The organism is Sphingomonas sp. PR090111-T3T-6A (assembly GCF_000383095.1).
GTDB lineage: Bacteria > Pseudomonadota > Alphaproteobacteria > Sphingomonadales > Sphingomonadaceae > Solisphingomonas.
Genome location: NZ_AORL01000023.1, coordinates 14530 through 40715, shown reverse-complemented (window position 1 = coordinate 40715; position 26186 = coordinate 14530). Strand labels below are relative to the sequence as shown.

Here is a 26186-nt window from a genome sequence, read left to right as displayed (position 1 = left end):
GCTCAGGCCTCCTGCGCGGCAAGGCGGCGGGCCCGCAGCGAGCCCAGCAGGCGCCGCGCCGCGCGCCGGAATTCGGCGGCGTCGGGGATATGCCGGACAAGCTGGTCCTTGGTCGCCAGCCGCAGCTTCTTGAGCTGCTTCAGTCGCAATTCATCGGGCGCCAGCCGGGCGCGCTCGCGGCGGATCTCGCCGTTCAGGCGGCGGTGGCTGGCGATCAGGCGCTCGATCAGAGCGTTCATACGTTCCTCCATCGAAGTGTCTTCGATCGAGGCCTCGGTGTGGGGGAAAGGCATTTGCCGAACCTGCACCGAGCGCGCTCGATGCGGTCCGACATCACGGGGCTTGGGGTAAGCCGCCGCCAGAGGGGCCCGGTCCGCAGAGACAGGGATATCGGCCCGAAGCTGAACCCCCGATGAGCGGGAGCGGCGAAGGAACTGATCGATTTCCTCGATCTATGGGTTCGATATAAGTGACTTGGCGATTTGCTGCGGCGCACTATGTTCGCCCGGCAACCTGCCTTGCAACCTGCCTTAAGGAGCTCACATGTCGCTTATCGGAACGACCATCAAGCCGTTCGAAACCCAGGCCTACAAGGAAGGCAAGTTCGTCACCGTCACGGATGCCGACACCAAGGGCAAGTGGGCGGTGTTCTTCTTCTATCCGGCCGACTTCACCTTCGTCTGCCCGACGGAGCTGGAAGACCTCGCCGACATCTACCCGACCCTTCAGAAGCTGGGCGTCGAGGTCTATTCGGTGTCGACCGACACCCATTTCAGCCACAAGGCGTGGCACGACACCTCGCCCGCCATCGGCAAGATCAACTATTACATGCTGGGTGACCAGAACCACAGCATCAGCAACAATTTCGACATCCTGCGCGCCGGCCAGGGCCTGGCCGATCGCGGCACCTTCGTCGTCGATCCCGAGGGCGTGATCCAGCTCGTCGAGGTCACCTCCGAGGGCGTGGGCCGCAACGCCGCCGAGCTGCTGCGCAAGATCAAGGCCGCCCAGTACATTGCCGCCCATCCGGGCGAAGTGTGCCCGGCCAAGTGGGAAGAAGGCGAGACCACCCTCGCCCCGTCGCTCGATCTGGTCGGCAAGATCTGATCGGCCGTGGAGCCGGCTCCGGCCGGCTCCACCCCCCTCACCCCCCGTCCGCTGCCTTCCCGTCAGCCGTGGCCGCGCGCGCCACGGCTATCGCGAAAACAGTCCCGCATTTCCCGGAGGAGGGCACCATGCTCGACGCCAATCTGAAGACGCAGTTGAAGGGCTATCTGGCCAACATCAAGCAGCCGATCGAGCTGGTCGCCTCGGCCGACGAGTCGCCCAAGTCCCGCGAGATGCTGGCGCTGCTGGCCGAGATCGCCGAGCTTTCGGAGAGCGTCGACGTCGTCCGCACCGACGACGACCAGCGCCGCCCCTCCTTCCTGATCCGCCGCAAGGGCACCGACATCGGCGTGCGCTTCGCCGGCATCCCGATGGGCCACGAGTTCACCTCGCTGGTGCTGGCGCTGCTCCAGGTCGGCGGGCACCCCTCCAAGCTCGCGCAGGAGGTGATCGAGCAGGTGCAGGCGCTCGACGGTGACTACCAGTTCGAGAGCTATTTCTCGCTCACCTGCCAGAATTGCCCGGACGTGGTGCAGGCGCTCAACCTGATGAGCGTGCTCAACCCGCGCATCCGCCACGTCGCGATCGAAGGCGGCGCCTTCCAGAACGAGGTCGAGGCGCGGCAGATCATGTCGGTGCCGGCGATTTACCTCAACGGCGAGCCCTTCGGTCAGGGCCGCATGAACGTCGAGCAGATCCTCGCCAAGCTCGACACCGGCGCCTCGGCCCGCGCGGCCGAGAAGATCGCCGCCAAGGAGCCGTTCGAGGTTCTGGTGGTCGGCGGCGGCCCCGCTGGTGCGGCGGCCGCGATCTATGCGGCGCGCAAGGGCATCCGCACCGGCATCGCGGCGGAACGCTTCGGCGGTCAGGTGCTCGACACCATGGCGATCGAGAACTTCATCTCGGTGAAGCACACCGAAGGCCCGCAGCTCGCCACCGCGCTGGAGCAGCATGTCGCCGACTATGAGGTCGACGTGATGAACCTCCAGAAGGCGACGAAGCTCGTCCCCGCCAAGACGGTCGGCGGCCTCCACGAAGTCACGCTGGAAAGCGGCGCGACGCTGAAGGCGCGCACCGTCATCCTCTCCACCGGCGCGCGCTGGCGGCAGATGAACGTGCCGGGCGAGGACGCCTATCGCAACAAGGGCGTCACTTACTGCCCACACTGCGACGGCCCGCTCTTCAAGGGCAAGCGCGTGGCGGTGATCGGCGGCGGCAATTCGGGCGTCGAGGCGGCGATCGACCTCGCCGGCATCGTGGCGCACGTCACGCTGATCGAGTTCGACCGCGACCTGCGCGCCGACGCGGTGTTGCAGCGCAAGCTCGCCAGCCTGCCCAACGTCAAGGTCATCACCTCGGCGCTCACCACCGAGGTGAAGGGCGATGGCGAGAAGGTGACGTCGCTCACCTACAAGGATCGCAACCACGACACCGTCCACGAGATCGAGCTGGAGGGCATCTTCGTCCAGATCGGCCTGGTGCCGAACACCGAGTGGATGAAGGACGCGGTCGCGCTCTCCAACCGCGGCGAGATCGAGGTCGATCATCGCGGCGAGACCTCGCAGCCGGGCATCTTCGCGGCGGGCGACTGCACGACCGTGCCCTACAAGCAGATCGTGATCGCGATGGGCGAAGGCTCCAAGGCGTCGCTGGCGGCGTTCGACTATCTCATCCGCCTGCCGGCCGAGACCGAGATCGCCGAAGCGGCCTGACGATCGCCGCTGCCCGGCGACGGGCGACCAAAGAGCCGGATGGGTTTCGAAAGACCCGTCCGGCTTTTTCTTTTTCCGGAATGAATTGCAGCGCGCGGATCGCGACTGGCTGGGGCGGCAGGATTCGAACCTGCGAATGCCGGTACCAAAAACCGGTGCCTTACCGCTTGGCGACGCCCCAATGTGCGCGCTCCCCTAGCGGAGCTTCGCGCCCGTGAAAAGCCCGGCCGCGCATCCTGTCAGATCCTGTGCGGCGACCGCCCGATCAAAGCCCCCACCGCCGCCAGATCGGGCAGCACCGCCGTCGCCAGCGCCTCGGTCTCGGCGGTCGGCGGGATCAGGTCGGGCACCAGCAGCGCCATCATCCCCGCCGCCGCGGCCGCGCGCAGGCCGTTGGGCGAATCCTCCACCGCCACGCAGTCTCGCGGGTCGAGCCGGAGGCGCGTGGCCGCCAGAATATAGGGCTCGGCGTCCGGCTTGGGCCGCGTCACGTCGCTGCGCGTCACCACCGTCTCGAAGACATCGAGGATGCCGGAATGCGTCAGCCGCTCCTCGGCGAAGGGACTGGCGGTGGAGGTCGCGACCGCCAGCGGCAGGCCGGCCGCCTTCAGCGCCTCCAGCAATTCCCGCGCACCGGGACGGAAGGGCACGCCCGCGCGCCACATCGCATCGAAGCGCTCGTCGCCGTCGCGATAAAATTCCTCCATCGGGAAGTCGGGGCCGAAATGGGCGAGCAGCGTCTGCGTGTTCACGTCGCGATGAACGCCGACCAGCTCGCGGAACAGCGCATCGCTCAGCGTATGGCCGAGCGCGTCGGCCGCCGCCTGCATCGTGACGCGGTGCACCGCCTCGGTGTCGAGCAGCGTGCCGTCCATGTCGAACACCACGGCGGAGACGGCCCGCGGCAGGGGGGCAAGCGGAACGGCGGACGGGGCAAGCGCGATCAAGATCCGGCTCCTGATGAGGAGGCGCGGCCGGCCGGGCGGCTGACCGCTTGCGCACAGCTAGGGAGCGCGCCTAGGCAGGTCAACATGCCCGTTTCGCCGAGCCCCGCCTCCCCGCTCTTCCTGCGCGAAGCCGAGATCCGCCGCGGCGTCGAGCTGCTGTTCTTCGGCTATGGCCATCTGCTCCAGGCGGTCGACGAGCGGCTGGCGGCGGACGGGCTCGGCCGGGCGCACCATCGCGCGCTCTATTTCATCGCGCGCCAACCGGGGCTGACGGTGAGCATGCTGCTTTCCCTGCTGGGGATCACCAAGCAGTCGCTCGGCCGCGCGCTGGGCGAGCTGACCACGCGCGGGCTGGTCGAGACGCAGGTGGGCCGCGACGATCGCCGGCAGAGGCTGCTCAGGCTGACGCCCGCCGGCACCGCGCTGGAGGCCGAGCTGTTCGGGATGCTGCGCGCACGCCTCTCCGCCGCTTATGCCGAGGCGGGGCCGCCGGCGGTGGCGGGATTCTGGCAGGTTCTGGAAGGGCTGGTGCCGCCTGCCGACCGGCCGATGCTGATGAAGCTGCGTGGGGGGTAAGTGGCGGGCGTGGGAGGGCGGGTTTCGCCCCGATGCGGCTATTCCGGGCGCTGCTCGTAGCGCCTCAAAGCGGTTGCAATGCTGGTTGCTGGGAGGTTAAGCAGCATTCTAAGCAACGACAAACTACCGTGGGAGCGTGGATGACATATCGCGTGGCTTTCGTCCGGTTCTCTGATGGGGGAGAAGAATATCCGGTCAATTGCCATCGCTCAGATATGAAATCAGGCGATCGCGTGATCGTTTTCTTGCCAAATCTTGAGAAAAATACGAAACTTGCCGATGTGGTGCGCGTCGAATTCCTTGACTGGAATTGCGCCAACACGCTTGTTTGTCGCCAGTCCGAATATCGAGGCCGTGAGGGCGAAGTCTGGTATATCGAACGGGATGGGCCTGAGCCTAAGGTGCCTGAGACACCGCTTTCGCTCGCTCAATGGTTCGATAAGAGAGGGTGGCGTGCTTATCGAACGCGATCCAGCGTCTGGAAAGTCGTCTTCATCAAGGAAATAGGCTCCCAAAAGGGGCTTGTCTTCTTCCGGTCGAGAGGGATCGACGTACAAATCCTGAATGGCGACGTGAATCTAAGCGCGGATGGTGATTATATCTCTGCCGCAACCAGAGAGGGGATGTTTGTTCGGAATCACTACTTTAATTCAGGTGTGGATCTGCTTGAATACACAATGAACTTTGCGCTCGCTTTTGAAGAAGGGTTAGCAAGCCATCCGCCCGTTTCGCGCGGCGAATCACGTCGCGGAACCAGAGTAAAAGATACCAACGAAGGTAACGACGACGATCTTGCCGCGCTCAGGCGTGTGATAGGAGATGGCGGTCCCGTTTATCTTTGCGACGGCGTGTGGATTTAAGCAGGCAAGCTTCTCCCCCGGCATCATTAATGCAAACATATACCTTGGACGCCTTATCGCGGAGAAACCGGGGCAGCTATCCGCCTCTCCCGCCTGAAAACCGCAAGACCGTTTTCCACCGATCCCCGCCACACCAGACTTGCTCTAACCATCGCCTACGCGGGCACCACCTGTGCAAACCGCTGCGATAGCAGCACCCTTGACACAAAAATCCAAATAGGTTACAAGATGCCCGTCTCCTGCACCTCCGGCCATGGTGTGGTGGACGAGGTTCGGCGAGACGTTCGCGTCTTTCCGGGCGGCCGGCGCGAAGTCATCCGGTTCAGCCGAAGCTTCGCAACTTTCCCTCAACGGCCACCGTGCAGGCTCCGTCCCGCCAACAGGACGTCCCCGGCACGGCCGCCTAACCCCAAGGGCGCACCGACGGGCGTGGACTTCACGCTCCTCACGCTGCCCGACCCCCGCCGGGTGCATTGGCGAAGGACGCGCCGGTCGCTTCCCCCTTTTCGTCGGAAAATCGCGGGAGAATTGCGCCCGCAAATCCTACAGCGCTCAGCGCGCCGCGGCGGCCATTTCCTCGTTGCGGTCGAAGGAGGCCTTGAGCACCGACGCCATCAGCCGGTCGAGCGCCGCGCCTTCGTCGATGACGTTGAGGCCCGCCCGGGTCGAGCCGCCGGGGCTGGCCACCCGGTCCGCAAGCTTCGCCGGGCTCTCGTCCGATCCAGCCGCGAGCAGTGCCGCGCCCTCCACCGTCGCCAGCGCCAGCCGCGCGGCCTGAGCCTCGTCGAGGCCGAGCGCCGCGCCCGCCTTCGCCATCGCGTCGATGAAGCGGAACAGGAAGGCCGGGCCGCAGCCGGAGAGCGCCGTCGCCGCCCCGAACAGCGTCTCGTCGGGAATCCATTCGGTGAGGCCGAGCGGGCGGGCGAGTTCCTCCGCCTCCGCGCGGGTCGCCGCATCGGTGCCGGCATCGGCGTGGAGCAGCGCCACGCCCTTGCCGATCGCGACCGGCGTGTTGGGCATGACGCGCACGATGCCGCGATGCTTCGGGAAGCGCCTGGCCAGCGACGCCACCTCGACGCCCGCCAGCACCGAGACGATCAGCGTCCCCTCGCCCACCAGCGGCGCCAGCGCGGGGACGGCCTCGTCGAGCTTCTGCGGCTTCATCGCGAGCACGAGCACGGCGGGCATCTCGCCATCCGGCGGCGGGCTCTTCAGCACCTGCACGCTGCCATCCACCAGCGCGCCCGAGGGCCGGATGACGAGGATGCGCTCCGCCTCGACGCCCGCGCCGAGCCAGCCGCGCAGCATCGCCCCGCCCATATTGCCGGCGCCCGCCAGCCAGATCGGGCCGTTCCCAGCGATGCTCATCGATTCTCTCCTGAAGGCGGGGCGCTCAAGCCTCGCCGCGCGTCTCGATCAGCGCGGCCGCGATCGCGTCGGCCGGCGACTTGTTGCCCCACAGCACGAACTGGAACACCGGGTAGAAGCGCTCGCACTCGTCGATGGCGGTCTCGATCAGCGTCTCGGCCTGGTCGAGCGACAGCACGCTCTCGCCATCGCCTTCGACCAGCGTGGCGTTGCGATAGAGCGCGAGGCCCGACGCCGCCCACAGCTCGAAATGGCCGAGCCAGAGCTGCTCGTTGATGAGGCCGATCGTCTCGTAGACCGCCAGCCGCTTGTCGGCGGGCACGCGGATGTCGGGCATGGCGAGGAACTGGAGCACGCGGTCCTCGGGGCGCCACACGCCGCGAAGCTCGTACTGTGTCCAGCTTCCCTGCACGGTCGCGACGATCTCGTCGTCGCCCATGCGCTCGCACGTCCAGCCATGCGCCTGGAAATAGCTTTCCAGCATGTCGATCGGCGCACTCGCGTCGTTGTGCGCGTCCTCGAGATCGTCGAGATTCATCCTGGCCCCGCCCCTACCGCATCCACTGCGGAACGCCAAGCTGTGACCGTGTGCGCGGCCTACGGCAAGGGGCGGCTCCCACGAAAACTGTGGAGAAAAGGATCAGGCGCTTGCCCCGCCGGCGAGCTTCGCCTCCAGCGCGTCGAGCCGGGCCTTGAGCGCATCGGCCTCGTCGCGGGCGGCGGCGGCCATCGCCTTCACGGCGTCGAACTCTTCGCGGCTAACGAAGTCCATGCCGCCGAAGAAGCCCTTGGCCTTCTCGCGGAACTGCGCCTCGGCCTCGCGGCCGGCGCCGGCGACGGTGCCCGCGACGCCGTTCATCAGCTTCACGACATCATCGAAGAAACGATTCTCGGACTGCATCTCAATTCTCCCCGTGGGGCGCATCCGCCCCGAGTGTCAGAGCTGCACTTGGGCGCTCGACGCCGCCGGTGCAAGCGTTCCGGCCTGAGGATTGAGCGTCTCGATCTCATGATTGAGCCACGCCGCGAAGCAGAGCCACGCCAGATAAGGCAGCATCAGCGCCGCCGCCCGCGGCCGGACGCGCGCGAAGGCGAGCACCGTCGCCACCGTCAGCACGATCATCAGCAAGATGACGGCGAAGGCGATCGTCACCTTGTGCGCGGCGAAGAAGGTCGGCGACCAGGCGAGGTTCAGCGCGAACTGGAGGACGAACAGGATGATCGCCACCGGCCGCCCGCCGGCACCCCGCGCCGCGAGGATCATCGAGAGCGCCAGCCCGATCAGGATGTAGAGCAGCGTCCACGCCACCGGGAACACCCAGCCCGGCGGCATCAGCGACGGCTTGGCCAGCGCCGCGAACCACGGGTTGCCGTAGCCCGATCCGGCCGCCACGCCCGACAGGATGCCGAGGAACAGAATCGTCGGCACCGTGATGAGCGCCACGCGCACGAACGACATTCGAAGCTGCCCCGGCAGCGCCAGCTCACTCATCTCGTCACCCCTGGCCGCGCAGAGCGGCATATGCCCCGTTTCGGGACCATGGAGGTATCGACTTGGGACGCGCCGTCAACTGTCGCTGTCTTGAACCTGTTTCATTGCGGCAACCAGGAACTCGACATTGCCCTCCGGCCCGGTGATCGGGCTGGTGGTGACGCCGAGCACCGACCAGCCGATCGAGCCGAGCCACTCCACCGTCTCATCGCACACCCGCTGATGGACGACGGGATCGCGCACGACGCCGCCCTTGCCCACTTCCTCGCGCCCCGCCTCGAACTGTGGCTTGATGAGCGCCGCGAGCCGCGCCCCCGGCCCCGCCAGATCGAGCGCGGCGGCCAGCACCTTGGAGAGCGCGATGAAGCTCGCGTCGCACACCACGAGATCGATCGGATCGGGAATATGCTCGGCGGTGAGGTGGCGGGCGTTGGTCCGCTCCAGAACGACCACGCGCTCGTCGGAGCGGAGCTTCCACGCAAGCTGCCCATGCCCGACATCCACGGCATAGACCTTCGCTGCACCGCGCGTCAGCAGCACGTCGGTGAAGCCCCCGGTCGAAGCGCCGACATCCACCGCGACGAGGCCGGTCACGTCCCAGCCGAAATGTGTGAGCGCATGATCGAGCTTGAGCCCGCCGCGCGACACCCAGGGATGATCGCGCCCCTTCACCTCCAGCGGCGCGTCGGGCGCGAGGGGCTGGCCCGCCTTCTCCACCTTGCGGTCGCCCGTATAGACGAGTCCGGCCAGGATGAGCGCCTGCGCGCGGGTCCGGCTCTCGGCGAGGCCGCGGTCGGTGACGAGCTGATCGGCGCGGACATTGCGGCTCATGAACCGGCAAACTCCCAGAAATGCAGTTCACGCAATCGCGCGAACCTTACTCACACTTGTAATAAAGTTTCGTCCCGCTTATCTGTCGTTTCGTCGCAGGGCAACGCTGCTCCCCCCTCCCCTAGCCGTTGCCCTGCGCGTCCTACACAAGGAAAATATCCCATGCGTATGCTTGAAGGCGCGGCTTTGCTCGCGGCGATGGTTGGCGCTCAGGCGCTGGCGATCGGGACGATCCTGATCCACTGATCGCACCGATGACAAGGGACGCATAGCAGCTCCCTCCCGGCTTCGGCCGGATGTCCAAGCCGTCGTGGCCTCCCGGCCCCGGCGGCTTTTTCATGCCCGCCGTCCCTATGGGGAAGCCCGGCCCGCCGTCCCATATCCGGGAGGCGGGCCGGAGGATCGTCAGGCGCGAACCTCGCCGACGACGACGCCCACCGAATTGTGGCGCAGCGCCTTCAGCACCGTGTCCACCATCGCATCGGCATCGAGGCCGGCCTCGGCATATTGCTTCTCGGGCTTGTCCTGCGCCTGGAAGATATCCGGCAGGCGCAGCGTGCGGATCTTCAGGCCCGCATCGATCAGCCCCTCGTCGGACGCCAGCGTCAGCACATGCGCGCCGAGGCCGCCGACCGAGCCCTCTTCCACGGTGAGGATCACCTCATGCGTGGCGCAGAGCTTGCGGATCAGCTTGGCGTCGAGCGGCTTGGCGAAACGCAGGTCGGCCACCGTGGTGGAGAGGCCCTGCGCGTCGAGACGATCGGCCGCCTTCAGCGCCTCTTCGAGACGCGTGCCGAGCGACAGGATCGCCACCTTCTTGCCCTCGCGGACGATGCGGCCCTTGCCGATCTCCAGCTTCTGCGGGACGGCCGGCAGTTCGACGCCGACACCGTTGCCGCGCGGATAGCGCAGCGCGATGGGGCCGTTGTCGTAGAGCGCGGCGGTGTGGACCATGTGGACCAGCTCCGCCTCGTCCGCCGCCGCCATCACCACCATGTTGGGCAGCGTGGCGAGATAGGTGATGTCGAACGAGCCCGCATGGGTCGAGCCGTCGGCGCCGACCAGACCGGCGCGGTCGATCGCGAAGCGGACCGGCAGGTTCTGGATCGCGACGTCGTGGACCACCTGGTCATAGGCGCGCTGGAGGAAGGTCGAGTAGATCGCGCAGAACGGGCGCTGCCCCTGCGCGGCCAGACCGGCGGCGAAGGTGACGGCGTGCTGCTCCGCGATGCCCACGTCGAACAGGCGATCCGGGAACTTCTGCTGGAACTTGTCGAGGCCGGTGCCCGACGGCATAGCCGCGGTGATCGCGCAGATCGTGCTGTCGCGCTCGGCCTCGGCGACCAGCGCCTTGGCGAAGACGGCGGTGTAGCTCGGCGGGCCGGCGGGGCCCTTCACCTGTTCGCCGGTGATGACGTCGAACTTCTGGACGCCATGATATTTGTCCGGCGCCTTTTCGGCAGGCGCGTAGCCATGGCCCTTCTTGGTGACGACGTGGATCAGGATCGGGCCCTCGGCCGCGTCGCGCACATTCTCGAGCACCGGGATCAGGTGGTCGAGATTATGGCCGTCGATCGGGCCGACATAATAGAAGCCCAGCTCCTCGAAGAGCGTGCCGCCGATGGCCATGCCGCGGGCGAACTCGTCGGTCTTGCGCGCGGCGTCCGCGAGCGGGCGCGGCAGGCGTCTGGCCAGCTTCTTGGCGAGATCGCGCAGGTTGAGGAACGGCGCCGACGAGACGATCCGCGCCAGATAGGCCGAAAGCCCACCCACCGGCGGCGCGATCGACATATCGTTGTCGTTGAGGATGACGACCAGACGGTTGCCCGCCTGCTCGGCATTGTTCATCGCCTCATAGGCCATGCCGGCCGACATCGAGCCGTCGCCGATGACCGCGATCGCCTTGCCCGACTTGCCGGCGAGCTTGTTCGCCACCGCGAAGCCCAGCGCCGCCGAGATCGACGTCGACGAGTGCGCCGCACCGAACGGATCATATTCGCTCTCGGCCCGCTGCGTAAATCCGGAGAGGCCCCCGCCCTGCCGGAGCGTACGAATGCGGTCCCGACGGCCGGTCAGGATCTTGTGGGGATAGGCCTGGTGGCCCACGTCCCAGATGAGCTTGTCATCGGGCGTGTTGAATACATAGTGTAGCGCGGTGGTCAGCTCCACCACGCCAAGGCCGGAGCCAAGATGACCACCCGTCACGCCGACGACCGAGATCATCTCGGCGCGCAGCTCGTCCGCAAGCTGCCGGAGCTGCTCGGGCTTCAGGCGGCGCAGGTCGGCCGGGGTATCAACTTTGTCCAGTAGGGGGGTCACGGGGCGATCGGACACGAATAGCTCTCCTTGGACCGCACCGCTTACGCCAAGCGGCGCGTCCTGTCGAACGGTGAAGAAACCTTAATATGCGGGTTTTAGGCGAGTGTTGCCGCCGCGCACGCCGCGCAGCGCCCGCGAACCTCGATCACGGGACGCTCGGGAACGAAGCCAACCTTTTGAGCTGCCTCGCGAACCGGGCCGGCCGCGGCGTCGTTGTCGACGTGGATCGCCTGCCCGCAACGGTCGCAGACGAGGAAGATGCAGTCGTGCATGCAGCCGGGATGCGGATTGGCGATATAGGCGTTGGCGCTCTCGATCCGCTGGGCGAGGTTGGTCGCCACGAACAGGTCGAGGATGCGGTAGACGCTGTTGGCGGCGACGCGCCGCTCCTGCTCGCGGGAGAGGAGTTCGGTGATGTCATAGGCCGAGGCCGGCCGCTCCAGCCGACTCAGCACGCCGAACACGGCCGAGCGGAGCGCGGTCCATTGCTCGCCCTTCGATTCCAGCGTCGCCTGGGCGGCGGACGCCAGAGCCGCGCCGTGATGATGCGCATGTTTGTGCACGCGCGGGGTAGTGGTGGCATGGGTTCCGGCCATGCCCGCCAAACTAGGCGTGACGATGCCCCGCGACAAGGCCGTGGGCGTGCGCCCCACGCCGCGCATTGAGGCGATGCGCGAAGGCGAGCAGCACGACGCCCGCCATGGTGCTGGCGATTTCGGGCAGCCCCTCGGCCCGGATCAGGCCGACCGCCATCAGCGCCAGCCCCGCCCCGCCGAGCAGCAGCGGCCGCCAGTCACGATGCGCGAGATAACCGCGCCCCAGCGCCACGCCGCCGATCAGGATGGCGAGCGTGAAGCCCGCCTCGTGCCAGCGCGGATTGGCCAGCGCCGCCCCCGCCGATGCCAGCGTCGCCGCGAGCAGGACGGTCGCCACGCAATGGATGAGGCACAGGCTGGAAAGCCCGATCGCCATGCGGTCGAGCCGGTCGATGCTGCGTTCGCGCTCCATGCCGGAGTCGGGCGGGGAATCGGAGGGGGAAGTCGCCATGGCCGGCGATATGGCACCATCGTCACGATGATACAATATCTCATTTCCTCCCTTCGTCTCATCGGCGTCGCGAAAGGACGGAGGCCAACAGCGGCATTGTCGACAGCCCCGGCCGCGCGGTAAGGCCTCGCCATGTCCGAAGCCCTGCCCAGCCCGCCCGCCCTGAAGCTGCCCGGCCGCCCCGCCATCCCCCGCCCCGCCCCACGGGCCTTCGGGGGCTGGCTGCTCGTCGTGGCGGCGCTGGTGCTGGCGATCGTGATCGTCGGCGGCATCACGCGGCTCACCGAGAGCGGCCTGTCGATCGTCGAATGGAAGCCGATCCGCGGCATCATCCCGCCCATCGGCGAGGCGCAGTGGCAGGCCGAGTTCGACAACTACAAGCACATCCCCCAATATGAGCAGTTCAACCGGGGCATGACGGTCGAGGGCTTCAAGCACATCTATTTCTGGGAATATCTCCACCGCCTGATCGCGCGCGGGATCGGCACGGTGCTGCTGGCGGTGCTGGCGGTCTTCTGGTGGCGGCGAGCGATTCCCGAAGGCTATGGCGCCCGCGCGGTGCTGATCTTCGCGCTGGGCGGGCTTCAGGGCGTGGTCGGCTGGTGGATGGTGTCTTCCGGCCTCGTCTACCGCAGCGAGGTGAGCCATATCCGGCTGGCCATCCATCTGCTGACGGCGCTTCTTATATACAGCTACCTGATCTGGACGGCGCTGGACCTGTTCGCTCTCGCTCGCGATCCCTCCGCCAGGCCTGCGAAGCTGACCGGCCTGCCGGCCGTGGCGATCGTGATCCTCGCGATCCAGATCATGCTCGGCGCCTTCACGGCCGGCCTGCGCGCGGGATACGCGTTCGCGACATGGCCGAAGATGGGGGAGGAATGGTTCCCCGCCGGCGGCTGGAATGCAGGGCAGAGCACGCTCCACAATCTCGTCTACAACCCGATCGCCGTGCAGTTCGTCCATCGCTGGTGGGCGTGGGTGGCGCTCGTCGCCGTGGTGATGGTCGCGCGCTTCGCCCGTCAGGCCGGCAACCGCCGGGCGGCCGCCGCCATTGTCGTGGCGGTGGTGGCGCAGATCCTGCTCGGCATCGCCACGCTGCTGACCGGCGTCGATATCCCGATCGCGGTGACGCATCAGGCCGTCGCCACCATCCTGCTCGGCACGCTCATCTGGGGCGGCCACGCGCTCGGGCAGGAGCCGCAAGCGGCTTGATGCAGTATGGTATTATAATACCACTCTAAAAACCCCCGCATTGCTTGACTTTTTCGGGGTGATTCGCCATTAGCCCTCTCCGTAGCGCCGCTCAGCGATGGGCGGCGCGCTGCGTTTCTCGCATATTCGGAGTTTGGGGCCATGAAGGCGCTCATGAAGACCACCAAGTCGGCGACGCCGTACACGGTGGAAAAGAAGTGGCATCTGATCGATGCCGACGGCCTGGTGGTCGGGCGCCTTGCCTCGATCGTCGCCAACATCCTGCGCGGCAAGCACAAGCCGAGCTTCACCCCGCACATCGATTGTGGTGACAATGTCATCATCATCAATGCCGACAAGGTGAAGTTCACCGGCAAGAAGCTGACCGACAAGATCTATTACAAGCACACCGGCTATGCCGGCGGCATCAAGGAAACGACCCCGGCCAAGGTGCTGGAAGGCCGCTTCCCCGAGCGCGTGCTCGAGAAGGCCGTGGAGCGCATGATCCCGCGCGGTCCGCTGGGCCGTCAGCAGATGCGCAACCTGCGCATCTTCGCCGGCGCCGAGCATGACCATGCCGCGCAGAACCCGGAAGTCCTCGACGTCGCGGCGATGAACCGCAAGAACAAGGTGGGCGCGTAATGTCCGACAATCGCCAGTCCCTTTCCGACCTCGCGTCGCTGACCGGCGCCGAGACTCCGGCCGCCGCTGTCGCCGCTCCGACCGGCACCGAGGGTTTCGTCCCCGCCGCCCCGACCGCTCCGCTCCGCGAGAAGCAGGTCGACGCGCAGGGCCGCGCCTATGCCACCGGCCGTCGTAAGGACGCCGTGGCCCGCGTGTGGCTGAAGCCGGGCACCGGCAAGATCATCGTCAACGGCCGCGATCAGGAAATCTATTTCGCCCGTCCGACGCTGCGTCTCGTCATCAACCAGCCGTTCGGCGTCGCCGGCCGTGAGGGCCAGTACGACGTGATCGCCACCGTCAAGGGCGGCGGTCTGTCGGGTCAGGCCGGTGCGGTGAAGCACGGCATCGCCCAGGCGCTGACCCGCTTCGAGCCGATCCTGCGCACGCCTGTGAAGCAGGCCGGCTTCCTCACCCGCGACAGCCGCGCGGTCGAGCGTAAGAAGTACGGCAAGGCGAAGGCCCGTCGTAGCTTCCAGTTCTCGAAGCGCTAATCCGCTTTCGGAGCTGTTTGCCCGAGACAAGGGGCGGTCCGGCTTCGGTCGGGCCGCCCTTTTCTTTTGTCCTTCTTTCCCGATGGAATGCCCATGACGACCGACACCGTCCTCATCCGCCTCGCCGCCGCGGCCGATCTCGGGCCGCTCCATGCGCTGGTGCAGCGCGCCTATCGCGGCGACAGTGCGCGGGCGGGCTGGACGCATGAGGCCGATCTGGTCGAAGGGCAGCGGATCGAGCCGGAGGCGCTCGCCGCGATCCTGGCCCAGCCGGGCGAGCATCTGCTGGTGGCGACCCGCGACGGCGTGCCGATCGGCTGCGTGCAGGTGACCGACCGGGGCGAGGGCGTCGGCTATCTGGGCCTGCTGGCCGTCGATCCGGGCTTGCAGGCGGCCGGCCTCGGCAAGCTCCTGATCGCGGCGGCCGAGCGCGAGGCCGCGACCCGCTTCGGCGCGCATACTATGGAGATGTCGGTCATCGAGCAGCGCGCCGAGTTGCTCGCTTATTACGAGCGGCGCGGCTATGTGCGCACCGGCGAGTACCGCCCCTTCCCCATCCCGATGACGCCGCCGCTCCGCCTGATGGTGCTGGCCAAGCCGCTCGGCTGAACCGCCTTATTCGGATCGCACCGACGTGTAGGGAAGCTGGATATAGGTGAGCACCGAATGTGCCGCCTTCTCCGGCCAGTTGTCGGGATGCTTGAAGAGCAGCTCGTTCACGTTGAGGCCCAGCCCGACGAAGGGATGCCGTCGCGGCTCGTCTCCTCGTGCCCGCTCGCGGGGGGTGAAGCCGCTGGCATAATAGCCCACCTCCAGATCGACGAAGCGCAGCGGCGAGCGCTGGAAGGTCTCGAAGCCGCCCAGCTTCAGCGCGAACAGGAATTTCTGCTGCCGGTAATGCTCCTTGCCTTCATAGGAATAGAAATGACGGTTGGGGGTGAGAAGCAGGCGGAAATCCACCTTGTCGGCAAGGCCGGGGATGGAGTTCCGCAGCACCGAGAAGCCCGCACCCGCAATGTCGAACATCACGTCCTGCATTGACCAGCCGCTGCTGTCTTCGAAGCCGTCGTAAATCTCTCCATAAGCCTCGGCCGCGAGCGACAGCACGCCGGCCGTGAGCGCCGTCTGGAAGCCGGGACCGGCTTTCCGCCTCAGACGCGAATAGAAGATGTCGGCGTAGAGATAGCTGTTGAAGGCATGATCCGTCTTGTCGACGCCGACATTGTCGGTGTCGTGCCCGAACAGCCCCTCGTCGTGGAAGTGGAAGGACGAGCCGTGGTGGAAATCCTTGGGCAGATTCACGGCCGTCAGGAGCGCGATGGCGGTCGCGAACTCCCACTTCACCGCGCCGACACGCTTGCCGAACGTGTTGTAGCGTTCCGGATCGTAGGTGGGTCGCTTGGGCGGGCGGCTGTCCGCGGGGCCGTAGAGCGTGATGCCGTCGGCAGAAGCGGTCTCGGCGCTGGCCAGCGCGATCCGGCGATCGAGCGCGGTCCAGTCGTTGTGGGCGATAGCCTCCGGCGCGGGAGTGATGCTCAGCGGAGCGGGCGGGCTCTCGTCAGGCGGCACGATCTGCGCGTGGAGTGGGGCGGATATCGCCATCCCCAGCATGGCGAGGGGGAGGCAGAGGCTCCGCCTGCCGATCAATCCACTGCCACGATGATAGCCAAGACCCTTCGACCGCCCTTTCACCATAGACGCACCCCGTCGATCCGAACTCCCATCCCCCCGGTTCATTCAGATGGTCGGGAATCCTTGCGCGGAACGCCGCGCATGCACCCAATTCACCCGAATTGAGTCAGAATGTAGCAAGAGTTTCACATAAGTATCGAGGGACTTTGTCCCGTTAATCCCTCGGGATAGGGCTATCTCCCTCACCGAACAGGGTCAGGCCGGCTGGTGCCGCCGGGGATTGCCGCGAAGAAGCGCCGGTGATCTCGCGACAAAGCCGATCGCCCGGCAGCGGCGCCAACGCCTCCACCGGGATCGATCGGGCCGCTACGCGCCGTCAGGCAGACGCCCGCTCGCGCGTCGCGGAGAAGCGCACGTTGGGCGAGCGCTCCGCCACATAGTTCACTTCCCACGCATCGCGGGCGAGGAAGACGGGCGCGCCGTCACGATCCTCGGCCATGGCGGAGGAGCGGCCCTCCATGAAGGCCTTGAGATCGGCGGGGTTCTCGGCCGAGATCCAGCGCGCCGTCTCGAAGGGCGCGGGCTCGAACTCGGCGGCGACGTTGTATTCCGCCTGAAGCCTGGAGATCAGCACTTCGAGCTGGAGCTGGCCCACCACGCCGACGATCCACTGCGAGCCGACCAGCGGCTTGAAGAGCTGGGTCACACCCTCCTCGGCCATGTCGACGAGCGCGGTGCGGAGCTGCTTGGTCTTGGTCGGATCGAGCAGACGGATGCGGCGCAGGATTTCGGGCGCGAAGTTGGGGATGCCGGTGAAGGTCAGCGCCTCGCCCTCGGTCAGCGTGTCGCCGACGCGCAGCACGCCATGGTTGGGGATGCCGATGATGTCGCCGGGGAGCGCCGTCTCGGCCAGCTCGCGGTCCTGCGCGAAGAAGAAGATCGGCGAGTTGATCGCGATCGTCTTGCCGGTCTGCACCTGCTTGAGCTTCATGCCGCGCTTGAACTTGCCCGAGCAGACGCGGAGGAAGGCGATGCGGTCGCGGTGCTGCGGGTTCATGTTCGCCTGCACCTTGAAGATGAAGCCGGACACGTTCGGCTCATCGGGGGTGACGGGGCGCGGGTTCGCCGGCTGCTCGCGCGGCGGGGGCGCGTGCTCGCCGATCGCGCCGATCAGCGCGTCGACGCCATATTCGCGCAGCGCCGAACCGAAGAAAACCGGCGTCTGGTCGCCATGGCGATAGGCCTTGAGGTCGAAATGGCCATAGCCGCCGAGCGCCAGCTCCGCCTCCTCGCGCAGCCGCGCCGCGCCCTCGGGCGAGACCAGCGTATCGAGGCGCGGATCGTCGAGGCCGGTGAGCTGCTCGTCCGCCTTCTCGGGGCGCGAGAGGACGTTGGTGCGCAGGTCGTAGAGGCCCTCATAGAGGCCGCCCATGCCGACCGGCCAGTTCATCGGCGTCACGTCGAGCGCGAGCTTGTCGGCCACCTCGTCGAGCAGGACGAAGGGATCGAGCCCTTCGCGGTCCACCTTGTTGACGAAGGTGACGATCGGCACCGAACGCAGGCGGCACACCTCGAACAGCTTGCGCGTCTGCGCCTCGATGCCGCGCGCCGCGTCGATCACCATGACGGCGGAGTCGACGGCGGTGAGCGTGCGGTAGGTGTCCTCCGAGAAATCCTCGTGGCCCGGCGTGTCGAGCAGGTTGAAGGTCAACCCGTTGCGCTCGAAGGTCATCACCGAGGACGTGACCGAGATGCCGCGCTGCTGCTCGATCTTCATCCAGTCCGAGCGGGCGCGGCGGTTGGCGCCGCGTGCACGGACCTCACCGGCGAGATGGATCGCGCCACCGGCCAGCAGGAGCTTTTCGGTAAGCGTGGTCTTGCCCGCGTCGGGGTGGGAGATGATGGCGAAGGTGCGGCGGCTGGCGGAGGGATTCATGGGCGCGCATGTAGCGTCTCGCGCGCCGAAAGCGAAGGGGCGGCCACAAGATGCAGCGCGGCGGCGAGAACGGGGTCGCGGCCGGCCTCCATCTCGGCGGGCGTGGTGCGCACGAAATGGGCGGGCGTGAAGCCCACGCCCTCAATCCTGCGGCCACCCGGCGTGCGGACATCGAAATCGGCGAGGCTCAACTGGCCGCCGTCGGGCAAGTCCTCGATGGAAGCGCCGGTGAGCGCGCCGGACGTCCGTTCGCCGACGCTTTCCGCCCGCCCCGATTCCGAGAGCAGCGCCGCCAGCGCCTCCGCCGCGCTCGCGCTCCTCGGGCCGACCAGCACCGCCATCGGCCCGGTGTAGCTCCGCCCGCCAGCGCCCTCGATCGGCACCTTGTCCTCGCGCTTGCGGTCGATGCGGCGGAGCAGCGTGTGCTTCTCGGCGAAGAACAGGCCGGCGACGCGGGCGGCCGTCTCCTCCTCGCCGCCGTCATTGTCGCGCAGGTCGAGGATGACGGCGGCGGGCTCGGGGCCATTGCGGAGTTCGGCAGCGATGGGACGATCCTCGCGCGAGTCGAAGCCGTCGAGCGTGACGAGCAGGATGTCGCCCGCCAGCCGGTGGAAGCGCACGGGCTCGTCCGGAGGTGCGGAGGCAGCGACCAGATCGAACGCGCGCGGACGGCCCGCCACATCGTCGAACACCAGCCGCGCCCGCTCGCCCTCGCTCGGATGGCGATCGACATCCACCGGCCGCCCGTCGATCGAGATCAGCCGCCAGCCGGGCTTCACTCCCGCCCGTGCCGCAGCACTTCCCGGCGTCACCGCATAGACCAGCCAGCCGCCCTCCTCCTCATAGGAGGCGAAACCGAAGCTCGCCTGCGCCTCGCCCGCGTCGCGCGAGGCTTGATAACGGACCTCCGATGGCGGGATCGCGAAGACATGGCTGTCGTGGAGCAGGCCCAGCATATGATTGAGCACGGCGTAGAGCGCACCTCCGCCCTGCGCGGCCAGCGCCTGCGGCCGGAAGCGATCCCGCGCCGCCTCCCAGTCGACGCCGTGGAGCGCCGGGTCCCAGTATCGGCGCTGGACGTCGGCCCACACCTTGTCGAACACCACGCCGTTGTCCGGCGGCGGCGCGCCTGCCAGCAGGGCCAGCGCGGCAAGCGCGCGCCATCCCCTCATGCGGGCTTGCAGACGAGGCCGATCGCTCCCTCGTCCCGATAAACGCTGATGACCGGGCAGCGGCCCAGCAGGTCGCGCCCGAGGATGAGCGCCGGCCAGCCATGCTGCGGCGCCGGCGGCGCGTGACGGACGAGGATGCCGCCGTCGGCCTTCTCCTGCGGCAGCTTGCCGCTCCCCTCGAAGTCCGCGAGCCGCACCGCCACGCGATCGAGCCTGAGCCCCAGTGGCATCGCGGCCCGGCTCAGCACCATGTCGCGGACCTGGCGATTGACCCCGAAGGCGATCACCGCCTGCCGCGCCTGCCCCTCGAAATGACCGCCATAGGTGCCCGCGAGGACCGCCGCCGCCGAGGCGGTCGCCAGCGTCTCCGGCGCATCGGGCGCGAGGACGATGTGGACCGTCGACCTGCCCACGCGCCACGGAACGCTGAGCCCGCTCTGGGCGTCGTTCTCCGCCGGGAAGCGCTGCTCGCCCGCTCCGCCTTCCTGCCCGAAGCGCACCACGGACCAGGGCAGCTCCGCCGCCCCGATCGCGCCATCATGGCCCCGGCAACAGGGGCCGTCATGCACCGAGAGCGCCCTTGGCGTCGTGATACCCGCGATGCTCACTTCGCCCGCCGCCTGCCGGAAGGGCACACGAACGCGGCCGACCTCCTCATAGCCGCCCGGCTTCCACGGCAGCGGCACCTTCTCGGCGAAAGGCGGCGCCAGATAGACGCCCTGATCCAGCACCACCGCCAGCTTCGCCGACACACCCGCCACGGTCGCGTCGACGACCGGGTCCATGCGATCGAGCGTCACCGTCCCGAGATCGGGCGGAGGCGGCGGCGGGCGGCGCGCGCCGAGCGGCGTCGCGAGCAGGAAGGCGGCAAAGATGAACGGACGCGCCGGACCAAGCATGACAGCCCCAACGCACGAAGCGCGATATGGGCGCAGCCTTCCCGCCGCGCCCATGCGGATCATGGCTGCGCGGTCATCCGATTGTTGCTCCGGTCATGATCGGGGAGCTTGTGGTCGGGATCGAGTTCCGCCGCGACGACGCGCTTGCCGGCGGGCACCGGCACCTCGTTCGAGGCCTTGCGAATCCATGTCTCGGCGGGGAGGCGGATGTCCCGATGGCCGCCATCGGCGAAGCTCACGCGCAGTGTCACCGGCATCACCAGCGGATCGTGATTCTCGACCGTCACCAGCGTCCGGCCGTCCTTGGCGGGCGCGATCTTCGTCACCGCGACGTCGTAGGTGGAGTTGGTGGCGTACCAGCCCCGCCACCACCAGCTCAGATCCTCGCCCGTCTCGCTTTCCATGAAGCGGAAGAAGTCGGCGGGCTTGGGATGCCTGAATTCCCACGTCGCGATGAAGCGGCGGAAGGCGGGATCGAAGCGCTCCGGCCCGAGAATTTCCTCGCGCAACAGCACGAGGCCCAGCGCCGATTTGAAATAGGTGACGGGGTGGCGATATTTCTCGATCACCGTATCGGCACGGCTCAGGATCGGCGGAGCATTGGGATCGGCAAGGACGGGCAGAATCTCGTCCACCGGATTGCCGCCGCCGGGCGCATATTCGCTGTCGCGCTTGGGCGCGAACTCGCCGTGATTGAAATCCTCGCTCTCGAAGATGTCGATGAAGGTGTTGAAGCCCTCGTCCATCCACGCGTCGCGGCGCTCGTCGAAGCCGACCATCATCGGGAACCAGCTATGCCCGATCTCGTGCGCGGTGATCCAGAAGAGCGGCGCATCCTTGTCCTCGATGCCGTCGAAGACGATGCCGGGATATTCCATGCCCGACGCCGGCCCCGCGATGTTGATCGCCGCCGGCCACGGATAGGGATGCCAGCGCGCCGACATCTTCTCGACCGTGTCCTTCACATATTGGGTCGAGCGGTCCCACGCCTTGGGGCCAACGCTCTCGGCCGGATAATAGGACATGGCGAGCGACGTCTTGCCGCCCGGCAGGTTGATCCGCGCGGCATCCCACGCGAACGCGTCCGACGCCGAGAAGGCGACGTCGCGGGTGTTCTCCATGCGATAGTGCCAGGTCCTGGTGCCTGCCCTGGGGCGTTCGGCGGCGATCTCCGAGGGCGCGACGATCTTCACCGTCGCGTCGCTGGCGGCGGCCTTGGCGAGCCGCTGCTTCTCGCGGGGCGTCAGCACCTCGTCGGGGTTCTGGAGCGCGCCGGAGCCCGCCACGATCATCGAGGACGGCACCGTCACCCAATAATCGAAATCGCCATATTCGAGGTAGAATTCCTGCGCGAGGTAAGGGAGCGTGTCCCACCCGCGGATGTCGTCATAGACGGCCATGCGTGGATACCATTGGGCGAGGTCGTAGATTTCTCCGCCCTTCACCTTGCCCCACGCCATCCGCCCGCCGAACGCGCCGGGAATGGCGAAGCGATAGCGGACGTGCAGTGTCAGCTTGCCGCCATGCCCGGCGAGCGCGGACGGCAGGCGGACCTGAAGGCGGGTGTCGCTCTCCACTGTCTGGGCGACGACGCGGTGGCCGTCCTGCTCCACCTCGACGCTCTCGATCGTGTAGCCGTCGGTCGAGCCCTCTCCTTTCCGCAGCGAGGCGCCATCGGCCGCGTGGCTGCGCGAGTTCGGGCGGTACATGTTCTGGTCGAGCTGGAGCCAGAGCACGTCCAGCGTGTCCGGGCTGTTGTTGGTGTAGGCGATCGCCGCCTCGCCCGAGAGGCTGTGCGCCTTTGGATCGAGCGTGGCGTGTATCTGATAGTCGGCGCGGTTCTGCCAATAGGACAGCCCCGGCTGGCCGCTGCCCGAGCGATAAGCGTTCACCGGCGTCGGAAGCGTCAGCGGCGCGAAGGCGGCGTGGGGATCATAGCCGGCGGCCAGCGCCGACGAACCCAGCAACGCAACAGACAGCAACGGCAACGACCTGCGCATGAACCACCCCTCCGCAACGAACCGCACGCTCGTGCAACAGGATTGTCACGGATGCGAGGGGAAAATCCGATAAGGCGCGGAGAAGGCCTGCTTATGTGAGGCAAAAGATACAGGCCTCAATCGCACGCTTGGTCTCCGCGATCGAGCCGACCGCCACTGTGTCCACCTTCGCCTTGTCGGGCACGGGCCAGTCATTGCCGCCGGGGTAGACGGCGTCGCCCATGAAGAGCATGTCGGCCTTTGCGATGCCGGACGCCTCGGCCAGCTTCCCGATGCCATAGGCCTTGTCGACGCCCTTGTGGGTGACGTCGATCGAGGTCGAGCCGCCGATGTTGATCGAGAGGTTGGGCAATTCCCTCTGGGCGGCTTGCTGCATCGTCTCACGCTTGCGGCGATCCGAGTCCCACGCCTTCTTGGCGTCGAGCGGCGCCTCCTGCCCCAGCCCCGAGAAGGTGATCTGGCTGCCGCGATCCTCGATCTGCTCGCCCCAGGTCCTCTCGCCCTTGAAGCCGGCCTCCTCCACCGCCCTGTCGAGCGCCTTCAGGATGCGGTCGCGCTCTTCCGGCGAGAAATCCTCCGCGTAGATCGCCGTCCACGCCCCCTCGATGAAACGATAGAGCTTGGTGCCCGAGGTCGGCATGATCCACAGCCGCTCCAGCCGCGCGTCGGCGGGGAGCCGGTCGACCACCTGCGTCCTGAACTGCGGCCAGTCGCCGCCCGAGATCACGCAGACCTCCGCCACGCCCGTCAGGCGGGCAAGCAGCCCCGCCATCTCGGCATCGATCGCCTGCTTGCTCTCGGCCAGCGTGCCGTCGAGATCGAACGCGACCAGTCTCTTCGTCATGGCAGCCCTCCGTCTGGAGGCGACTACTCCCGAAAGGACGGATCGATCCGATCCAGCTTCCGAAGCAGCGCCGGCCACGCCAGCATGTCGGCCCCCATGCGCGTGGTCTGGGGATTGGTCTGCTGCGCCACCTTCTCGGGCGTGCCCTGCGGAGGATTGCAGAGCCTGTCCCGCCCGGCCGACAGCATGTGCACCTGCGCCTCGCACGCGCGCTCCAGGAAATACATGCGCAGGAAGGCGTGACCGATCGTCTCGCCGACGGTCAGCGTGCCGTGGTTGCGCAGGATCATCGCGCATTTGCCGCCAAGGTCCGCGACCAGCCGCTCGCGCTCCTCCAGATCGGTCGCGATGCCCTCATACTCGTGATAGGCGAGTTCATGCGCCGCGATCATCGCGGTCTGGGTATGGGGCAGCAGCCCATCCGCCATCGCCGACACCGCCTGCCCGTAAGGCGTGTGGAGATGGAGCACTGCCTTCGCATCGTCGCGCGCCATGTGGATCGCGGAATGGATCACGAAGCCTGCCGCGTTCACCATCGCCGGGCCCATCACCGGCTTGCCGTCCATATCGATCTTCACGAGCGAGGAGGCGCTGATTTCCTCGAACATCAGATTGTACGGATTGATGAGGAAATGATGCTCCGGCCCCGGCACGCGGGCGGAGAGGTGGGTGAAGATCAGATCGTCCCACCCATAGTGCGCGACCAGTCGGTATGCCGCCGCCAGATCGACTCGGATCGCCCATTCCTCAGGCGAAACCTGATCGCGAACAGAATGCTGCACGGCTGCCGTCGCCATTTCGCTCTCCTTTTCGGGCCGGTCTTCGCCGGTGGTGACCCATCATAGGATCGCAGGGCGGCACATCAAACCATTGATGGGCTTGCTTCATGCACGCACATATTGTTTGAGCCCCGCGTTACAGTTTCGTGTCCTGGAGACAGACGATCCGTCAGGTAGCCGCCCTTCCCTATCGCCCCGAGGCCGATGGCAACATCCGCGTCATGCTCATCACCTCGCGTGAGACGCAGCGCTGGGTGCTGCCCAAGGGCAATCTGATCAAGGGCCTGCGCGCGCACGAGGCAGCCGCGCAGGAAGCATATGAGGAAGCCGGCGTGGAGGGCATCGCCTGCCCCACGCTGATCGGCAGCTACACCTATGCCAAGCGCCGCAAGACGGGGCTGGCGCGCACCGTGGCGGTGGATGTCTTCCCCTTCGCAGTGACGGGCCAGGCCGACGAATGGCCCGAGCAGGACGAGCGGACCACCGCCTGGTTCACGCTCCCCAACGCGGCGGCGGCGGTCGACGAGCCGGAACTGAAGGCCATCATCGCAGGCTTCCGGGACCCTCTCCCCGCGCCCGGTCTGACCGACCGCGTGCCCGCGATGCGAGAGGAAATCGGAAGGAAAATCCCCGTGCTACGCTGGTTCCAGTCGCTTATGCCCAAGCAGGGCCGCTTCTTCGAACTGTTCGAGGCCCATTCGCAGACGCTGGTCGCCGGCGCCGACGCGCTCGCCCGCCTGATGCAGGGCGGCGCCGATCTCCACGCGCATATCCGCGAGATCGTGATGCAGGAGGATCGCGCCGACGATATCGCGCGCGACGTGCTCCAGGATGTCCGCCGCACCTTCGTCACGCCGTTCGACCGTTCGGCCATCACCGGCCTCATCGGCGTGATGGACGACGCCATCGACCAGATGAACCAGACCGCCAAGGCGGTCGCGCTGTTCGAGGTGCAGGAATTCGCTCCTCACATGCGCGACATGTCGGGCATCATCGTCGAGGCCGCGCGCGTCACCGCCGAGGCGATCCCGCTGCTGCGCTCGCTCGCCCCGAATGCAGGCCGTCTGCACACGCTGACAGAGCGGCTGATCGAACTCGAAGGCCATGCCGACGAGATCCACGACGCTGGCCTGAAGACGCTGTTCAGGACGTGTCGCGAGCACCCCATGGACTTCGTCGTGGGGCAGGAAATCTACGGCCATCTCGAAAAGATCGTCGACCGTTTCGAGGATGTCGCGAACGAGATCCAGGGTCTCGTGATCGACCACGCCTGAGCGGGCCGGCTTCTCCCGATGCATATCGCCACGCTGTCCTTTCCCGTGCTGGTCGCGCTGATCGTCGTCGCGCTCGCGTTCGACCTGCTGAACGGCCTGCACGACGCCGCCAACTCGATCGCCACCGTGGTGTCGACGCGCGTGCTGAAGCCGCATTATGCCGTCGCCTGGGCGGCCTTCTTCAACTTCATCGCCTTCCTCTTCTTCGGCACGCATGTCGCGACGACGGTGGGCACCGGCATCGTCGGATCGAACATCATCGACGCGCAGGTGATCTTCGGCGCGCTGATGGGCGCGATCATCTGGAACATCATCACCTGGGTGATGGGCATCCCCTCCTCGTCGAGCCATGCGCTGGTCGGCGGGCTGATCGGCGCGGGCACGGCCAAGGCGGGCCTGTCCGCCGTGGTGTGGGGCGGCGTCGTCAACACCGCGCTCGGCATCGTGCTGTCACCGGCGCTGGGCCTCGTGCTAGCGCTGCTGCTGGTGCTGATCGTGGCGTGGGCCTCGATCCGCTCGACCCCGCTTCAGGTGGACCGCCGCTTCCGCAAGCTCCAGCTCGTCTCGGCCTCGCTCTATTCGCTCGGCCATGGCGGCAACGACGCGCAGAAGACGATGGGGATCATCGCCGTGCTGCTCTATTCGCAGGGGATGCTCGGCCCGACCTTCCATGTGCCCTTGTGGGTCGTGCTCTCCTGTCAGGCGGCGATGGGGATCGGCACGATGGCGGGCGGGTGGAGGATCGTCCACACCATGGGCTCGAAGATCACGCGCCTCACCCCGCCGCAGGGTTTCTGCGCGGAAACCGGCGGCGCACTGACTCTCTTCATGGCGACGCATCTCGGCATCCCGGTCTCGACCACGCACACCATCACCGGCGCGATCGTCGGCGTCGGCGCGTCGCGGCGGCTTTCGGCGGTCCGGTGGAACGTCGCGTCCAGCATCGTGGTGGCATGGGTGGTGACGATCCCGGCTGCCGCGCTGGTCGGCGCGCTGTTCTACGGACTGACGCAGCTCTTCTGAGC

At 67.2% G+C, this 26186-nt stretch carries 27 protein-coding genes and 1 tRNA gene; 10 read left to right on the top strand and 18 right to left on the bottom strand.

Translation table 11 applies throughout. The annotated features are described in order from the left end of the window. Positions 1-2: 2 nt before the first annotated feature. Complete coding sequence (locus ST3T6A_RS20555; RefSeq protein ID WP_083937593.1) at positions 3-239, bottom strand: YdcH family protein; 237 nt, start codon at positions 237-239, stop codon at positions 3-5. Between the two features lie 304 nt (positions 240-543). Between ST3T6A_RS20555 and ahpC the strand changes: the two genes are divergently transcribed. Beyond that, entirely contained in the window at positions 544-1107 is a 564-nt protein-coding gene (ahpC, locus tag ST3T6A_RS0117920) for an alkyl hydroperoxide reductase subunit C (protein ID WP_019834338.1), read from the top strand. Between the two features lie 128 nt (positions 1108-1235). Continuing rightward, positions 1236-2819, top strand: a complete 1584-nt coding sequence (ahpF, locus tag ST3T6A_RS0117915; protein WP_019834337.1) for an alkyl hydroperoxide reductase subunit F — start codon at positions 1236-1238, stop codon at positions 2817-2819. 106 nt (positions 2820-2925) lie between these two features. On the opposite strand, the gene ST3T6A_RS0117910 is transcribed toward ahpF, so the two are convergent. Both ST3T6A_RS0117910 and ST3T6A_RS20550 read right to left on the bottom strand, forming a co-directional pair. Then, positions 2926-3000 (bottom strand) — tRNA-Gln (locus ST3T6A_RS0117910). A 58-nt stretch (positions 3001-3058) separates the two neighbouring features. Next, complete coding sequence (locus ST3T6A_RS20550) at positions 3059-3766, bottom strand: HAD family hydrolase (RefSeq protein WP_019834336.1); 708 nt, start codon at positions 3764-3766, stop codon at positions 3059-3061. An 84-nt stretch (positions 3767-3850) separates the two neighbouring features. Here ST3T6A_RS20550 and ST3T6A_RS0117900 point away from each other — a divergent pair, with 84 nt between their 5' ends. Together ST3T6A_RS0117900 and ST3T6A_RS21630 are read left to right on the top strand one after the other, a co-directional pair. Further along, positions 3851-4342 (top strand): MarR family winged helix-turn-helix transcriptional regulator, encoded by a 492-nt coding sequence (locus ST3T6A_RS0117900; protein ID WP_019834335.1) that lies wholly within the window; start codon positions 3851-3853, stop codon positions 4340-4342. Positions 4343-4482: 140 nt separating this feature from the next. Further along, positions 4483-5202, top strand: a complete 720-nt coding sequence (locus tag ST3T6A_RS21630; protein ID WP_157602968.1) for a hypothetical protein — start codon at positions 4483-4485, stop codon at positions 5200-5202. A gap of 552 nt (positions 5203-5754) precedes the next feature. On the opposite strand, the gene proC is transcribed toward ST3T6A_RS21630, so the two are convergent. From proC to ST3T6A_RS0117845, 8 genes are all read right to left on the bottom strand, one after another. Then, a complete protein-coding gene (proC, locus tag ST3T6A_RS0117885; RefSeq protein WP_019834332.1) occupies positions 5755-6570 on the bottom strand; it encodes a pyrroline-5-carboxylate reductase in 816 nt (271 codons plus the stop codon). Positions 6571-6595: 25 nt separating this feature from the next. Beyond that, positions 6596-7108, bottom strand: coding sequence for a YbjN domain-containing protein (locus tag ST3T6A_RS0117880; protein WP_019834331.1), 513 nt, complete (start codon positions 7106-7108; stop codon positions 6596-6598). A 102-nt stretch (positions 7109-7210) separates the two neighbouring features. Then, the gene (locus tag ST3T6A_RS0117875) at positions 7211-7471 is read right to left on the bottom strand and encodes an accessory factor UbiK family protein (RefSeq protein WP_019834330.1); all 261 of its coding nucleotides are present in this window, start codon (positions 7469-7471) and stop codon (positions 7211-7213) included. 36 nt (positions 7472-7507) lie between these two features. Further along, positions 7508-8062 carry a TspO/MBR family protein gene (locus tag ST3T6A_RS0117870; RefSeq protein ID WP_037539059.1) on the bottom strand — a complete coding sequence of 185 codons (555 nt, stop codon included), beginning with the start codon at positions 8060-8062 and terminating at the stop codon, positions 7508-7510. A 75-nt stretch (positions 8063-8137) separates the two neighbouring features. After that, positions 8138-8893 (bottom strand): TlyA family RNA methyltransferase, encoded by a 756-nt coding sequence (locus ST3T6A_RS0117865; RefSeq protein ID WP_019834328.1) that lies wholly within the window; start codon positions 8891-8893, stop codon positions 8138-8140. A 405-nt stretch (positions 8894-9298) separates the two neighbouring features. Beyond that, complete coding sequence (gene dxs / locus ST3T6A_RS0117855; protein ID WP_019834327.1) at positions 9299-11227, bottom strand: 1-deoxy-D-xylulose-5-phosphate synthase; 1929 nt, start codon at positions 11225-11227, stop codon at positions 9299-9301. A gap of 80 nt (positions 11228-11307) precedes the next feature. Beyond that, positions 11308-11808 carry a Fur family transcriptional regulator gene (locus ST3T6A_RS0117850; protein ID WP_083937589.1) on the bottom strand — a complete coding sequence of 167 codons (501 nt, stop codon included), beginning with the start codon at positions 11806-11808 and terminating at the stop codon, positions 11308-11310. Positions 11809-11818: 10 nt separating this feature from the next. Continuing rightward, entirely contained in the window at positions 11819-12259 is a 441-nt protein-coding gene (locus ST3T6A_RS0117845; protein ID WP_235785852.1) for a MerC domain-containing protein, read from the bottom strand. Between the two features lie 132 nt (positions 12260-12391). On the opposite strand from ST3T6A_RS0117845, the gene ST3T6A_RS0117840 reads away from it, so the two are divergent. From ST3T6A_RS0117840 to ST3T6A_RS0117825, 4 genes are all read left to right on the top strand, one after another. Then, positions 12392-13471 (top strand): COX15/CtaA family protein, encoded by a 1080-nt coding sequence (locus ST3T6A_RS0117840; protein ID WP_019834324.1) that lies wholly within the window; start codon positions 12392-12394, stop codon positions 13469-13471. Between the two features lie 141 nt (positions 13472-13612). Further along, positions 13613-14092 (top strand): 50S ribosomal protein L13, encoded by a 480-nt coding sequence (rplM, locus tag ST3T6A_RS0117835; RefSeq protein ID WP_019834323.1) that lies wholly within the window; start codon positions 13613-13615, stop codon positions 14090-14092. Continuing rightward, positions 14092-14625: a 30S ribosomal protein S9 gene (gene rpsI / locus ST3T6A_RS0117830; protein ID WP_019834322.1), complete on the top strand. Its 534-nt coding sequence runs from the start codon at positions 14092-14094 to the stop codon at positions 14623-14625. The genes rplM and rpsI overlap by 1 nt, the downstream gene beginning before the upstream one ends. Before the next feature lie 93 nt (positions 14626-14718). Continuing rightward, a complete protein-coding gene (locus ST3T6A_RS0117825; protein ID WP_019834321.1) occupies positions 14719-15234 on the top strand; it encodes a GNAT family N-acetyltransferase in 516 nt (171 codons plus the stop codon). A 6-nt stretch (positions 15235-15240) separates the two neighbouring features. Here ST3T6A_RS0117825 and ST3T6A_RS0117820 read toward each other — a convergent pair whose 3' ends face one another. From ST3T6A_RS0117820 to ST3T6A_RS0117790, 7 genes are all read right to left on the bottom strand, one after another. Next, on the bottom strand, positions 15241-16236 hold the full coding sequence (locus ST3T6A_RS0117820) for a DUF2279 domain-containing protein (RefSeq protein ID WP_019834320.1): 996 nt from the start codon (positions 16234-16236) through the stop codon (positions 15241-15243). A 397-nt stretch (positions 16237-16633) separates the two neighbouring features. Then, positions 16634-18193 (bottom strand): peptide chain release factor 3, encoded by a 1560-nt coding sequence (locus ST3T6A_RS0117815; protein WP_019834319.1) that lies wholly within the window; start codon positions 18191-18193, stop codon positions 16634-16636. Beyond that, positions 18190-19365, bottom strand: coding sequence for a S41 family peptidase (locus tag ST3T6A_RS20990; protein ID WP_019834318.1), 1176 nt, complete (start codon positions 19363-19365; stop codon positions 18190-18192). Before ST3T6A_RS20990 ends, ST3T6A_RS0117815 begins: the two co-directional genes overlap by 4 nt. Continuing rightward, positions 19362-20264, bottom strand: a complete 903-nt coding sequence (locus ST3T6A_RS0117805; protein WP_019834317.1) for a hypothetical protein — start codon at positions 20262-20264, stop codon at positions 19362-19364. Before ST3T6A_RS0117805 ends, ST3T6A_RS20990 begins: the two co-directional genes overlap by 4 nt. Positions 20265-20323: 59 nt before the next feature. Further along, positions 20324-22264, bottom strand: a complete 1941-nt coding sequence (locus ST3T6A_RS0117800) for a M1 family metallopeptidase (protein ID WP_026359840.1) — start codon at positions 22262-22264, stop codon at positions 20324-20326. Between the two features lie 91 nt (positions 22265-22355). Beyond that, positions 22356-23108, bottom strand: a complete 753-nt coding sequence (locus tag ST3T6A_RS0117795; protein WP_019834315.1) for an HAD-IIB family hydrolase — start codon at positions 23106-23108, stop codon at positions 22356-22358. 23 nt (positions 23109-23131) lie between these two features. After that, the gene (locus ST3T6A_RS0117790) at positions 23132-23905 is read right to left on the bottom strand and encodes a class II aldolase/adducin family protein (RefSeq protein ID WP_019834314.1); all 774 of its coding nucleotides are present in this window, start codon (positions 23903-23905) and stop codon (positions 23132-23134) included. 146 nt (positions 23906-24051) lie between these two features. Here ST3T6A_RS0117790 and ST3T6A_RS0117785 point away from each other — a divergent pair, with 146 nt between their 5' ends. Both ST3T6A_RS0117785 and ST3T6A_RS0117780 read left to right on the top strand, forming a co-directional pair. Next, on the top strand, positions 24052-25161 hold the full coding sequence (locus ST3T6A_RS0117785; RefSeq protein WP_026359839.1) for a DUF47 family protein: 1110 nt from the start codon (positions 24052-24054) through the stop codon (positions 25159-25161). A gap of 18 nt (positions 25162-25179) precedes the next feature. After that, on the top strand, positions 25180-26184 hold the full coding sequence (locus ST3T6A_RS0117780; protein WP_019834312.1) for an inorganic phosphate transporter: 1005 nt from the start codon (positions 25180-25182) through the stop codon (positions 26182-26184). Positions 26185-26186: the final 2 nt, after the last annotated feature.

Excerpts from the sequence above, each read along its gene's own strand:
- ST3T6A_RS20555 (WP_083937593.1), bottom strand. The coding sequence starts at position 239 with ATGAACGCTCTGATCGAGCGCCTGATCGCCAGCCACCGCCGCCTGAAC.
- ahpC (WP_019834338.1), top strand. The coding sequence starts at position 544 with ATGTCGCTTATCGGAACGACCATCAAGCCGTTCGAAACCCAGGCCTAC.
- ahpF (WP_019834337.1), top strand. The coding sequence starts at position 1,236 with ATGCTCGACGCCAATCTGAAGACGCAGTTGAAGGGCTATCTGGCCAAC.
- ST3T6A_RS0117900 (WP_019834335.1), top strand. The coding sequence starts at position 3,851 with ATGCCCGTTTCGCCGAGCCCCGCCTCCCCGCTCTTCCTGCGCGAAGCC.
- ST3T6A_RS21630 (WP_157602968.1), top strand. The coding sequence starts at position 4,483 with ATGACATATCGCGTGGCTTTCGTCCGGTTCTCTGATGGGGGAGAAGAA.
- proC (WP_019834332.1), bottom strand. The coding sequence starts at position 6,570 with ATGAGCATCGCTGGGAACGGCCCGATCTGGCTGGCGGGCGCCGGCAAT.
- ST3T6A_RS0117880 (WP_019834331.1), bottom strand. The coding sequence starts at position 7,108 with ATGAATCTCGACGATCTCGAGGACGCGCACAACGACGCGAGTGCGCCG.
- ST3T6A_RS0117875 (WP_019834330.1), bottom strand. The coding sequence starts at position 7,471 with ATGCAGTCCGAGAATCGTTTCTTCGATGATGTCGTGAAGCTGATGAAC.
- ST3T6A_RS0117870 (WP_037539059.1), bottom strand. The coding sequence starts at position 8,062 with ATGAGTGAGCTGGCGCTGCCGGGGCAGCTTCGAATGTCGTTCGTGCGC.
- ST3T6A_RS0117865 (WP_019834328.1), bottom strand. The coding sequence starts at position 8,893 with ATGAGCCGCAATGTCCGCGCCGATCAGCTCGTCACCGACCGCGGCCTC.
- ST3T6A_RS0117850 (WP_083937589.1), bottom strand. The coding sequence starts at position 11,808 with ATGGCCGGAACCCATGCCACCACTACCCCGCGCGTGCACAAACATGCG.
- ST3T6A_RS0117845 (WP_235785852.1), bottom strand. The coding sequence starts at position 12,259 with ATGGCGACTTCCCCCTCCGATTCCCCGCCCGACTCCGGCATGGAGCGC.
- ST3T6A_RS0117840 (WP_019834324.1), top strand. The coding sequence starts at position 12,392 with ATGTCCGAAGCCCTGCCCAGCCCGCCCGCCCTGAAGCTGCCCGGCCGC.
- rplM (WP_019834323.1), top strand. The coding sequence starts at position 13,613 with ATGAAGGCGCTCATGAAGACCACCAAGTCGGCGACGCCGTACACGGTG.
- rpsI (WP_019834322.1), top strand. The coding sequence starts at position 14,092 with ATGTCCGACAATCGCCAGTCCCTTTCCGACCTCGCGTCGCTGACCGGC.
- ST3T6A_RS0117825 (WP_019834321.1), top strand. The coding sequence starts at position 14,719 with ATGACGACCGACACCGTCCTCATCCGCCTCGCCGCCGCGGCCGATCTC.
- ST3T6A_RS0117820 (WP_019834320.1), bottom strand. The coding sequence starts at position 16,236 with ATGCTGGGGATGGCGATATCCGCCCCACTCCACGCGCAGATCGTGCCG.
- ST3T6A_RS0117815 (WP_019834319.1), bottom strand. The coding sequence starts at position 18,193 with ATGAATCCCTCCGCCAGCCGCCGCACCTTCGCCATCATCTCCCACCCC.
- ST3T6A_RS20990 (WP_019834318.1), bottom strand. The coding sequence starts at position 19,365 with ATGAGGGGATGGCGCGCGCTTGCCGCGCTGGCCCTGCTGGCAGGCGCG.
- ST3T6A_RS0117805 (WP_019834317.1), bottom strand. The coding sequence starts at position 20,264 with ATGCTTGGTCCGGCGCGTCCGTTCATCTTTGCCGCCTTCCTGCTCGCG.
- ST3T6A_RS0117800 (WP_026359840.1), bottom strand. The coding sequence starts at position 22,264 with ATGCGCAGGTCGTTGCCGTTGCTGTCTGTTGCGTTGCTGGGTTCGTCG.
- ST3T6A_RS0117795 (WP_019834315.1), bottom strand. The coding sequence starts at position 23,108 with ATGACGAAGAGACTGGTCGCGTTCGATCTCGACGGCACGCTGGCCGAG.
- ST3T6A_RS0117790 (WP_019834314.1), bottom strand. The coding sequence starts at position 23,905 with ATGGCGACGGCAGCCGTGCAGCATTCTGTTCGCGATCAGGTTTCGCCT.
- ST3T6A_RS0117780 (WP_019834312.1), top strand. The coding sequence starts at position 25,180 with ATGCATATCGCCACGCTGTCCTTTCCCGTGCTGGTCGCGCTGATCGTC.